10 protein-coding genes and 1 pseudogene are annotated in these 10,791 nt (G+C 40.5%); all 11 read left to right on the plus strand.

Annotation, left to right across the window (positions count from 1 at the left end; genetic code table 11):
- Window positions 1-330: 330 nt before the first annotated feature.
- Window positions 331-2,418 carry a type I DNA topoisomerase gene (gene topA / locus O3658_RS08790; protein ID WP_371560925.1) on the plus strand — a complete coding sequence of 696 codons (2,088 nt, stop codon included), beginning with the start codon at window positions 331-333 and terminating at the stop codon, window positions 2,416-2,418.
- A gap of 107 nt (window positions 2,419-2,525) precedes the next feature.
- Entirely contained in the window at window positions 2,526-2,885 is a 360-nt protein-coding gene (locus O3658_RS08795; RefSeq protein ID WP_001223807.1) for a YbaN family protein, read from the plus strand.
- A gap of 93 nt (window positions 2,886-2,978) precedes the next feature.
- Window positions 2,979-3,611 (plus strand): copper homeostasis protein CutC, encoded by a 633-nt coding sequence (locus tag O3658_RS08800; RefSeq protein WP_371560927.1) that lies wholly within the window; start codon window positions 2,979-2,981, stop codon window positions 3,609-3,611.
- A gap of 43 nt (window positions 3,612-3,654) precedes the next feature.
- Entirely contained in the window at window positions 3,655-4,311 is a 657-nt protein-coding gene (locus O3658_RS08805; RefSeq protein WP_371560929.1) for an MmcQ/YjbR family DNA-binding protein, read from the plus strand.
- Between the two features lie 314 nt (window positions 4,312-4,625).
- Entirely contained in the window at window positions 4,626-6,188 is a 1,563-nt protein-coding gene (locus tag O3658_RS08810; protein WP_371560931.1) for a 2-isopropylmalate synthase, read from the plus strand.
- An 11-nt stretch (window positions 6,189-6,199) separates the two neighbouring features.
- Window positions 6,200-7,237: a 3-isopropylmalate dehydrogenase gene (leuB, locus tag O3658_RS08815; RefSeq protein WP_371560933.1), complete on the plus strand. Its 1,038-nt coding sequence runs from the start codon at window positions 6,200-6,202 to the stop codon at window positions 7,235-7,237.
- Window positions 7,234-7,503 (plus strand): DUF1294 domain-containing protein, encoded by a 270-nt coding sequence (locus tag O3658_RS08820; protein ID WP_371560935.1) that lies wholly within the window; start codon window positions 7,234-7,236, stop codon window positions 7,501-7,503. The genes leuB and O3658_RS08820 overlap by 4 nt, the downstream gene beginning before the upstream one ends.
- Before the next feature lie 3 nt (window positions 7,504-7,506).
- Window positions 7,507-8,889, plus strand: a complete 1,383-nt coding sequence (gene leuC, locus O3658_RS08825) for a 3-isopropylmalate dehydratase large subunit (protein WP_371560937.1) — start codon at window positions 7,507-7,509, stop codon at window positions 8,887-8,889.
- A 9-nt stretch (window positions 8,890-8,898) separates the two neighbouring features.
- Window positions 8,899-9,492: a 3-isopropylmalate dehydratase small subunit gene (leuD, locus tag O3658_RS08830; protein WP_371560939.1), complete on the plus strand. Its 594-nt coding sequence runs from the start codon at window positions 8,899-8,901 to the stop codon at window positions 9,490-9,492.
- 24 nt (window positions 9,493-9,516) lie between these two features.
- Entirely contained in the window at window positions 9,517-10,296 is a 780-nt protein-coding gene (locus O3658_RS08835) for an L-threonylcarbamoyladenylate synthase (protein WP_000160505.1), read from the plus strand.
- 156 nt (window positions 10,297-10,452) lie between these two features.
- A pseudogene (locus O3658_RS08840) lies at window positions 10,453-10,791 on the plus strand (endonuclease); the annotation flags it as partial.

A 10,791-nucleotide genomic window follows, 5' to 3' on the forward strand; every position in this document is an offset into this window, starting at 1 on the left:
TGGAATAATTGACATTTATCCTGATTTTGGTATAATAGAGATATAGAAATAACGAAAAAAAGGAGTTGGAAATGAGCCTCCAACTCCGCAGAGTAACACAAACCTCACTTGTATTACTCAGTCAATTAAAATGATAGCATAAGAAAAAATCATTGTCAAGGGCTGAGCATACAAAACTGTTTAGCCCTTTTGTGTATCTGCATATATTTATATGGGGTTTTGAGATTTCTCAAAAATCACGACACATACTATATAGGAGTTAAGTCTTGACAGGTTTTTAAAAATGGTTTACACTTTATAAAGTTTATTACTTTGAAAAGGTGTGATACTGTGGCTACGGCAACAAAGAAGAAAAAATCAACAGTTAAAAAAAATTTAGTAATCGTGGAGTCGCCTGCAAAGGCTAAAACGATTGAAAAATACCTGGGTAGAAATTATAAGGTTTTAGCCAGTGTTGGTCATATTCGTGATTTGAAAAAATCCAGTATGTCAGTCGATGTAGAAAATAATTATGAACCCCAATATATCAATATTCGTGGGAAAGGTCCTCTGATCAATGACTTGAAAAAAGAAGCTAAAAAAGCCAATAAAGTCTTTCTCGCAAGTGACCCGGATCGCGAAGGAGAAGCAATTTCTTGGCATTTAGCTCATATTCTCAATCTAGATGAAAATGATGCTAACCGTGTTGTTTTCAACGAGATTACCAAGGATGCGGTAAAAAATGCTTTTAAAGAACCTCGTAAGATTGACATGGATTTGGTGGATGCCCAACAAGCTCGTCGTGTTTTGGACCGTTTGGTAGGTTATTCCATTTCACCAATTCTTTGGAAGAAGGTCAAAAAGGGCTTGTCAGCTGGCCGTGTTCAGTCTGTTGCTCTCAAGTTAATCATTGACCGTGAAAATGAGATCAATGCTTTTCAACCAGAAGAATATTGGACTATTGATGGAGTCTTCAAAAAGGGGACTAAGCAATTCCAAGCATCCTTCTATGGAATGAATGGCAAGAAGATGAAATTGACAAGCAATGAAGAGGTCAAAGAAATCTTGTTTCATCTATCCAGCAAAGACTTTACAGTTGATCAGGTAGATAAAAAAGAACGCAAGCGTAACGCTCCACTCCCTTATACTACCTCAACTATGCAGATGGATGCAGCTAATAAAATCAATTTCCGTACTCGAAAGACCATGATGGTTGCCCAGCAACTCTATGAGGGGATTAATATTGGTACGGGCGTCCAAGGTTTGATTACCTATATGCGTACAGACTCGACTCGTATCAGTCCAGTTGCTCAAAATGAAGCTGCAAACTACATTAATGAACGTTTTGGCAGTAAATATTCTAAACATGGCAGCAAGGTAAAGAATGCGACTGGTGCTCAGGATGCCCATGAAGCTATCCGCCCATCAAGTGTCTTTAATACACCTGAAAAGATCGCTAAATACTTAGACAAAGACCAACTTAAGCTTTATACACTTATCTGGAATCGCTTTGTAGCGAGTCAGATGACGGGTGCTATCTTTGATACCATGGCTGTGAAGCTCTCTCAAAATGGAGTTCAGTTTGCAGCGAATGGTAGTCAGGTCAAATTTGACGGTTACTTGGCCATTTACAATGACTCTGATAAGAATAAGATGTTGCCAGATATGGAAGTTGGTGATGTCGTCAAGCAGGTCAATAGTAAACCTGAGCAGCACTTCACTCAACCACCAGCCCGATATTCGGAAGCAACACTGATTAAAACTTTGGAAGAAAACGGAGTCGGTCGCCCATCAACTTATGCACCTACCATTGAAACTATTCAAAAGCGCTATTATGTGCGTTTGGCAGCCAAGCGTTTTGAACCGACAGAGTTGGGAGAAATTGTTAACAAGCTCATCGTTGAATATTTCCCTGATATCGTCAATGTAACCTTTACAGCTGAAATGGAAGGTAAACTGGATGATGTCGAAGTTGGAAAAGAACAGTGGCAACGAGTCATTGATGAATTTTACCAACCCTTCTCTAAAGAGGTTGCCAAAGCCGAAGAGGAAATGGAAAAAATCCAAATCAAGGATGAGCCAGCAGGATTTGATTGTGAAGAGTGTGGCAGTCCGATGGTCATTAAACTTGGTCGTTTTGGTAAGTTTTATGCTTGTAGCAATTTCCCAGATTGCCGTCATACACAAGCAATCGTGAAAGAGATTGGTGTTGAGTGTCCAAGCTGTCATCAAGGTCAAATTATTGAACGAAAAACCAAGCGTAATCGTATCTTTTATGGTTGCAATCGCTATCCAGAGTGTGAATTCACTTCTTGGGATAAGCCTGTTGGACGAGATTGTCCAAAATGTGGCAACTTCCTCATGGAGAAAAAAGTCCGTGGTGGTGGTAAGCAGATTGTTTGTAGCAATGGTGATTACGAAGAAGAAAAAATCAAATAAAAAAATGAGTTCTGAAAGTAAATTTCAGGCTCTTTTTAGTAAAGGCTTGACAAAATTCCTTACTTTGTGGGAAACTAATAGATGATTATTTATAACTAGGAGAAGTTATGCGTATTGTTTATCTGATTATTGGATTTCTGTCATTGGCTCTGGCTATTGTTGGAGTTGTCTTGCCCTTGTTGCCCACGACTCCTTTTCTTTTGTTGTCTATTGCTTGTTTTTCGAGAAGTTCCAAGCGTTTTGAAGATTGGCTTTATCATACCAAACTTTATCAGACTTACGTGGCGGACTTTCGTGAGACCAAGTCTATTGCGCGTGAACGTAAGAAAAAAATTATTGTATCGATTTATATCTTGATGGGAATTTCCATTTATTTTGCCCCTCTTTTACCAGTCAAAATCGGTTTGGGATGTTTAACCATCTTTATCACCTACTATCTTTTCAAGGTTATTCCTGATAAAGAATAACTTTAATAAGTAACGATTTTCCTTGATAAAAACAAAAACATATTCGAAATAATATGATATAATAAATTTAAAGTAATCTTCAAGGAGAATCAAATGATTTACGAATTTTGTGCTGAAAATGTAACCTTGCTTGAAAAAGCTATGCAGGCAGGAGCTCGTCGCATCGAGCTTTGTGACAATCTAGCAGTTGGTGGAACAACTCCAAGCTACGGAGTAACCAAGGCAGCTGTGGAGCTGGCGGCCGACTACGATACTACCATTATGACTATGATTCGTCCACGTGGTGGTGACTTTGTTTACAATGACCTCGAGATTGCTATTATGCTCGAGGATATTCGACTAACTGCTCAAGCAGGAAGCCAAGGTGTCGTCTTTGGTGCCTTAACAGCTGATCAGAAGTTGGACAAGGCCAATCTTGAAAAATTAATTGCTGCATCTAAAGGTATGGAAATTGTTTTCCATATGGCATTTGATGAATTGAGCGACCAAGATCAGTTGGAAGCCATTGACTGGCTCAGCCAAGCTGGAGTGACACGCATTCTGACTCGTGCTGGTGTATCTGGCGATTCTCTAGAGAAACGTTTTGCGCACTATCAAAGAATCCTAGAACACGCTGCAGGAAAAATTGAAATTTTACCTGGTGGGGGGATTGACATGGACAACCGTCAAACCTTTATCAATCAATTAGGTGTGACACAATTACATGGAACAAAGGTTGTCTTTTAAAAAATAGAAAGGAACTGCTAGCTTATGGTAGCAGTTTTCGCTTATGTTTGAAATTTTTAAAGCCTATCAGTTTAATAGTAAAAAGGCTAAAGAGTATGGATTTATAGATAATCAAGGTGTATGGACCTATAGTTCGACTATCTTGCAGGGAGATTTTCTCATGATGGTTACAGTTGAGGATGGGAACTTAAGTTTTCAAGTTTATGACCAAGAAACTGGTGACCTCTATCCTCAAGTTCATATGGAAAGTATGAGAGGTACTTTTGTCGGAAGCGTTCGAGAGGCTTGTTTAGAAGTTCTTTATGGTATTCGAAAGGCTTGTTTTGAGGTACAGGAATTTCTCTGTCCTCAGACCAAGAGAATCATGGCACTCGTTCAAGAAAAGTATGGAAATCAATTGGAATATCTATGGGAGAAATCCTCTGATACAGCTGTTCTGCGCCATGAGGGCAATCAAAAGTGGTATGCTGTTTTGATGAGAATCTCTTGGGATAAGCTTGAAAAGGGGAGAGAAGGACTAGTGGAAGCAGTCAACCTCAAACATGATCAAGTATCTGATTTGTTGGTAAAAAAAGGAATTTATCCAGCCTTTCATATGAACAAGCACTACTGGATAAGTGTGCCACTTGATGACAGTTTATCAGATGAAGAGGTGCTTGAATTGATCGAAAAAAGTTGGAACTTGACCTTGAAAAAGTAATTAGATTTACTTGATTTTTCAAATACTTTCAATTAGCAAAATATTCTTTACTGAAGAAATTTTCAGAAAATATTGGATTTTTTCTTGACATGTGTTTTTTCCTATGCTAAAATACTAAACAAGATATCAAACGAAGGAGAAAGTCAAACATGAAAACAGCTAAGTTTAATCAATTTGCTTTGTTGTTGAGGTACTCGGACTAGTGCAAAAGCATTAGTCCTGTTTGGCTTACCAAGCGGGAGTAAATCAACATCTCGCTTGGAACTCCGAGCGAGATGTTTTTTTAAAACCGAATTTAGAAAAGGGGAAATCTTATGAGAACAGTTGAATTTCTAGATACTAGCCTTCGAGATGGTGAGCAGACACCAGGTGTAAATTTTTCGATCAAGGAAAAGATTGCCATTGCAAGACAGCTGGAAAAATGGGGAATTTCAGCAATTGAAGCTGGTTTTCCAGCAGCTAGTCCAGACTCATTTACTGCAGTTCAGGAAATCGCAAAAGTCTTGAAGAAAACAGCGGTAACTGGTTTAGCTCGCTCTGTTAAATCAGATATTGACGCTTGTTATGAAGCACTTAAGGATGCTAAGTATCCACAAATCCATGTTTTTATCGCTACTAGTTCTATTCATCGTGAATTTAAGTTGAAAAAAAGTAAAGAGGAAATATTGGAAGCTATTAAAGAGCATGTTTCCTATGCACGTAGTAAATTTGAAGTGGTAGAATTCTCTCCTGAAGATGCGACTAGAACTGAGCTGGATTTCCTCTTACAAGTCGTTCAAACAGCGGTAGACGCAGGTGCGACTTATATCAATATTCCTGACACGGTTGGTTTTACTACACCAGAGGAATATGGGAATATCTTCAAGTATCTGATTGACAATGTTAAGACTGATCGTCAGATTATCTATTCGCCTCACTGTCACGATGACCTTGGAATGGCAGTTGCCAATAGCCTTGCTGCTGTTAAGAATGGTGCGGGGCGTGTTGAAGGAACCATTAATGGTATTGGAGAACGAGCTGGGAATGCTGCTTTAGAAGAAATAGCGGTGGCTCTTAATATTCGCCAAGATTATTACCAAGCAGAGACAAGTATTGTCCTAAACGAAACGATTAATACGTCTGAAATGGTTTCTCGTTTCTCAGGAATTCCAGTTCCAAAAAATAAGGCGGTTGTTGGAGGAAATGCCTTCTCTCACGAATCAGGTATTCACCAAGATGGTGTTCTTAAAAATCCTCTCACTTATGAAATCATTACACCTGAATTGGTTGGTGCCAAGAGCAACAGTCTTCCACTCGGTAAATTGTCTGGTCGCCATGCTTTTGTTGAGAAACTAAGAGATTTGGCTCTAGACTTTACAGACGAAGATATCAAGCCACTCTTTACTAAGTTCAAGGCCTTGGCAGATAAGAAGCAAGAAATCACAGATGCTGATATTCGAGCTCTGGTAGCTGGCACCATGGTTGAAAATCCAGAAGGTTTTCACTTTGATGACTTGCAACTTCAAACCCATTCTGAAAATGACATTGAAGCGACAGTTAGATTAGCTAATTTTGATGGTGAGAAAGTTGAATTTAATGCAACAGGTCAAGGTTCTGTTGAAGCTATTTTCAATGCTATTGATAAATTCTTTAATCAATCTGTTCGCTTGGTATCCTATACGATTGATGCGGTAACGGATGGGATTGATGCCCAGGCACGTGTATTGGTCACTGTTGAAAACAGAGATACAGAGACTATCTTTAACGCAGCTGGACTTGATTTCGATGTGTTGAAGGCTTCGGCTATTGCCTACATTAATGCCAATACCTTTGTTCAAAAAGAAAATGCTGGTGAGATGGGAACAACAGTTTCCTATCGCGACATGCCTACCGTATAAAGGAGAAAGCTATGACAAGAAAAATAGTTGCCCTAGCAGGTGATGGTATAGGCCCAGAAATCATGGAAGCTGGTTTAGAAGTTTTGGAGGCTCTAGCTGAAAAAACAGGTTTTGACTATGAGATTGACAGACGACCTTTTGGAGGGGCGGGTATTGATGCTGCAGGACATCCCTTGCCAGACGAAACGCTCAAGGCTTCTAGAGAAGCGGATGCTATTCTACTCGCTGCAATCGGTAGTCCTCAGTATGATGATGCTCCAGTTCGACCCGAACAAGGGCTTCTGGCCCTCCGAAAGGAACTCAATCTCTATGCCAATATTCGCCCGGTTAAAATCTTTGAGAGTCTCAAGCATTTGTCACCTCTGAAGCCAGAACGAATAACTGGTGTTGACTTTGTGGTAGTGCGTGAGTTGACAGGTGGGATTTACTTTGGAGATCATATCCTTGAAGAGAAATCGGCACGTGATATCAATGAATACAGCTATGAAGAAGTAGAGAGGATTATACGCAAGGCCTTCGAAATTGCAAGAAGTCGGAGAAAAGTTGTTACCAGTATCGATAAGCAAAATGTTTTGGCAACATCAAAACTATGGCGGAGAGTTGCTGATGAAGTCGCAAAAGATTTTCCGGATGTAACTTTGGAACATCAGCTAGTAGACTCGGCTGCCATGCTCATGATTACAAATCCAGCTAAGTTCGATGTTATCGTGACAGAGAATCTTTTCGGAGATATCTTATCTGATGAATCAAGCGTTCTATCTGGTACACTTGGGGTTATGCCATCAGCCAGCCACTCTGAAGATGGTCCGAGTCTCTATGAACCGATTCACGGTTCGGCACCTGATATTGCTGGACAAGGCATTGCCAATCCTATTTCCATGATTTTATCAGTTGCCATGATGCTGAGAGACAGCTTTGGACGTTATGAGGATGCGCAGCGTATCGAACATGCTGTAGAAGAAACTTTAGCTGCTGGCATTTTAACGAGAGATATAGGAGGACAGGCTTCGACTAAGGAAATGACAGAAGCCATTATCGCAAGACTATGAAACTAAACGAAGGAATAACTTTTGCCCTCCTGATTTGGAATCTTATCATTTTCTTGATCTATGGCATTGACAAATTCAAGGCAAGAAGAGGTGCTTGGCGCATCCCAGAAAAATATTTACTATCATTTGCATTCTTTTGTGGTGGTTTTGGTGCCTGGTTGGCAGGAATCTCTTTTCATCACAAGACTAGGAAATGGTACTTTAAAACAGTTTGGTTCTTAGGGATAGTGACTACTCTAGTAGCTTTGTATTTTGTATGGAGGTAATGAATGGCAGGAAAATCGATTTTTGATAAATTATGGGACCTCCATGTGATCACAGGAGAAGAGGGACAACCACAGCTTATGTATGTGGATCAACACTATATTCACGAGGTGACCAGTCCTCAGGCTTTTCAAGGATTGCGTGATGCAGGGCGTAGATTGAGACGACCAGATTTAACATTTGGGACCTTTGACCACAATGTTCCGACGGTTAATATTTATGATATTCGAGATGTAATATCCAAGGCTCAAATTGATAAGTTGGCAGAAAATGTTGAGGAATTCGGGATTGAACATGCGGCCCATGGTTCTGAAAAACAGGGCATCGTTCACATGGTTGGTCCAGAAACAGGACGAACACAACCAGGAAAATTCATCGTCTGTGGTGATAGCCATACAGCAACCCATGGAGCTTTTGGAGCGATTGCATTCGGAATTGGAACTAGTGAGGTTGAACATGTCTTTGCAACTCAAACCATTTGGCAGGTTAAGCCAAAGAAAATGTTGGTGGAATTCACAGGAGTTCCTCAAAAAGGAGTTTATGCCAAAGATTTCATCCTAGCCTTGATTGCCAAGTACGGCGTTGCTTGTGGTGTTGGCTACGTGGTGGAGTATCGAGGTCAGGCTATTGATGCCTTGAGCATGGAAGAGCGAATGACCATCTGCAATATGTCCATCGAGTTTGGATCAAAGATGGGAATTATGAACCCAGACCAGACAACTTATGACTATCTAAAGGGACGTGAGTGTATTCCAAAGGATTTTGACGCAGCAGTTGCTGATTGGAAAAGGCTTGTTAGCGACGACGATGCTGTTTATGACAAGGTTATCCGAATGGATGTCTCTGAATTGGCTCCTATGGTGACTTGGGGAACCAATCCAGCTATGGGTGTTGATTTTGATAGTAGCTTCCCAGAAATAAAGGATATGAATGATGAACGTGCTTATCATTACATGGATTTACAGCCAGGTCAGAAACCAGCAGATATCGAACTTGGCTATGTTTTTATAGGTTCTTGTACCAATGCTCGACTTAGCGATTTGCAACTGGCTGCTCGATTTGTCGAAGGGAAGAAAATTGCTCCCAACTTGACAGCAATCGTAGTACCAGGATCTCGACCAGTCAAGCGAGCTGCTGAAAAGTTGGGCTTGGATAAGGTTTTCCAAGATGCTGGCTTTGAGTGGAGGGACCCAGGTTGCTCCATGTGCCTAGGGATGAATCCTGACAAGGTACCTGATGGTGTCCATTGCGCCTCAACTAGCAATCGTAACTTTGAAGATAGACAGGGATTTGGCGCTAAGACCCATCTCTGTAGTCCAGCCATGGCAGCTGCGGCAGCTATCGCAGGCCGCTTCGTAGATGTTCGGCAAATGCCAGAAGCCCAGTAAGGAGAGGATATGGAGAAATTTACAGTTTATACGGGAACAACCGTTCCTCTTATGAATGACAACATCGACACTGACCAAATCCTTCCCAAGCAGTTTCTCAAGTTAATTGATAAAAAAGGTTTTGGTAAGTACCTCATGTACGCTTGGCGTTATCTGGATGACAAGTACACCGAGGACCCAGACTTTGTCTTTAACCGACCTGAATATCGGAAAGCCAGTATTCTCATCTCAGGGGATAACTTTGGCGCAGGATCGTCCAGAGAACACGCAGCTTGGGCTCTGGCGGACTACGGTTTTAAAGTCGTGATTGCAGGATCTTTCGGTGATATTCATTACAATAATGAACTCAATAATGGCATGTTGCCTATTGTACAGCCCAGAGAGGTTAGAGAAAAATTAGCCCAGCTACAACCAAGCGACCCGGTAACCGTGGACTTGGAACAACAAAAAATCATCTCCCCAGTTGGAGAATTCACTTTCGAAATCGATAGTGAGTGGAAACACAAGCTCTTAAATGGTTTGGATGATATTGGTATCACTTTGCAGTATGAAGAGTTGATTGCTGCTTATGAAAAACAGCGCCCAGCCTACTGGCAAGATTAGAAAACTAGAAAAGGAAATAGAACTATGACAAAACATATTCAATGGAACGGAACACTTTCACAAGAAGGCTATGACATTTTAAAAGGTGAGGGCGGTTGTATCGTTTGCCCTACTAAAGTTGGCTACATCATCATGACGAGCGATAAGGCAGGACTTGAACGCAAGTTTGAAGCCAAAGAACGTAACCGTAACAAACCAGGAGTTGTTCTTTGCGGTAGCATGGATGAACTTCGCGCTTTAGCACAACTTAACCCAGAAATTGAAGCCTTTTACCAAAAACATTGGGACGAAGACATTCTACTTGGTTGTATACTTCCATGGAAACCAGAAGCTTTTGAAAAACTCAAAGCATACGGTGATGGCCGTGAAGAACTTATGACTGACGTTCGTGGAACGAGCTGTTTTGTCATCAAGTTTGGGAAAGCTGGTGAACAATTGGCTGCCAAACTTTGGGAAGAAGGCAAGATGGTCTACGCTTCATCTGCAAACCCATCTGGAAAAGGAAATCGTGGTAAGGTGGAAGGAATCGGAGAACGTATCGAAGGAGCAGTGGACCTTGTCATCGAAGCAGACGACTACGTGGCATCCATCCAACCTGACAAAACGATTGAAACACGCTACGAGCAAGGTGTGATGGTCTCTATGGTCGATAAAGACGGCAAACTCATCCCAGAACAAGGAGGAGCACGTTCAACTTCACCAGCTCCAGTTGTGATCCGTAAAGGTCTTGATATTGATAAAATCATGATGCACCTGTCAGATACCTTTAACTCATGGGACTACCGTCAGGGAGAGTATTATTAAGATAAAAAAGAAGTCTAGTGTTATGAGATATTTAAGCTCCTAACACTGGGCTTTTTGTTTAGAAATTCTTTTCATTTTTTGATAGATGTGATATGCTAGAGGTGAACTATATATTAATAGAACTTACTTGTAAAAGTTAATTAAAGGAGTATTCAAATGAACAGTGAACAAAATAACTATTTTTTTGTTGGTACAAAATTTGGTGATGATGATTATCTTGAATATTTTAGGGAAGAAGGAAAGTGGGAATTAGGATGGCATAACAACGAGGAAAATAAACAGTATCAAAAAATGTTAAAGTTGTTTAATAAAATTAAACCAGGTGACGTTTTATTTGCTAAATCCACATATGTCAAAAAGAAGAATTTACCTTTTGTAAAGAAAGATGATTCAAAGGTTTCTGTGATGAAAATTCGTGGAATGGCGACTGTTAAAGAGGTTTTAGATGATGGGCATACCATTATTGTTGATTGGAAAAAAGAGTATATAGAGAGG

The sequence above is a fragment of the Streptococcus sp. 27098_8_69 genome (assembly GCF_041432445.1).
Taxonomy (GTDB): Bacteria; Bacillota; Bacilli; order Lactobacillales; family Streptococcaceae; genus Streptococcus.